1 pseudogene is annotated in these 1028 nt (G+C 59.0%); it reads right to left on the reverse strand.

Features of this window, described 5'->3' with window-relative positions:
* Positions 1-910, reverse strand: a pseudogene (locus FTV03_RS17765) (IS91-like element ISVsa3 family transposase); the annotation flags it as partial.
* Positions 911-1028 lie beyond the last annotated feature (118 nt).

The following is a 1028-nucleotide window of genomic DNA, read 5'->3' on the forward strand; positions in this document are numbered from 1 at the left end:
ACCCGGCTACCTTGCCAATCCCGTCACCGAACGGATCACCACTGGTCGGCAGAGTTTGCAAAGTGAACACCTTTCGCCCCGCCTGTGAACCGACAGCGATACGGTAAGTGATCGAGTGCCCCAGCAGGGGTGTCATCGGGTCGTCATCCACCGCATCCGAGGCCAGATAGCTGTTTTCGACATCCCGTTCCAGCAGGCCTTGCCGTTCCAGATAGCGACCCACCCGGTGGGCGATGGTGTGCGTCAGCTGGGTGAGCTCTGGGCTGGTCGGCGCCTTGACCCAGCGGAAACGCGCTGAGCCGTGGGATTGCTCGACATACACACCGTCGAGAAACAGCATGTGGAAGTGAACATTCAGATTGAGCGCCGATCCAAAACGCTGGATCAGGGTGACCGCGCCCGTCTTGGCCACTTGGTGGGTATGGCCCGCTTTCTTGACCAGGTGCGTGGCAATGACGCGGTAAACGATGCCCAGCACCCACCCCATGATCTCGGGCCGGCTGGCAAACAGGAAACGCAGCTGAAACGGGAAGCTCAACACCCACTGACGCATGGGTTGTTCAGGCAGTACTTCATCAACCAGCAAGGCGGCACTTTCGGCCATCCGCCGCGCCCCACAGCTCGGGCAGAAACCGCGACGCTTACAGCTGAAAGCGACCAGGTGCTCGGCGTGGCAAGACTCGCAGCGAACCCGTAGAAAGCCATGCTCCAGCCGCCCGCATTGGAGAAATTCTTCAAATTCCCGTTGCACATAGCCCGGCAATTCCTTTCCCTGCTCTGCCATAAGCGCAGCGAATGCCGGGTAATACTCGTCAACGATCTGATAGAGAAGGGTTTGCTCGGGTCGGTGGCTCTGGTAACGACCAGTATCCCGATCCCGGCTGGCCGTCCTGGCCGCCACATGAGGCATGTTCCGCGTCCTTGCAATACTGTGTTTACATACAGTCTATCGCTTAGCGGAAAGTTCTTTTACCCTCAGCCGAAATGCCTGCCGTTGCTAGACATTGCCAGCCAGTGCCCGTCACTCC

It is taken from the genome of Acinetobacter sp. YH12218, assembly GCF_013417925.1.
Taxonomy (GTDB): Bacteria; Pseudomonadota; Gammaproteobacteria; order Pseudomonadales; family Moraxellaceae; genus Acinetobacter; species Acinetobacter amyesii.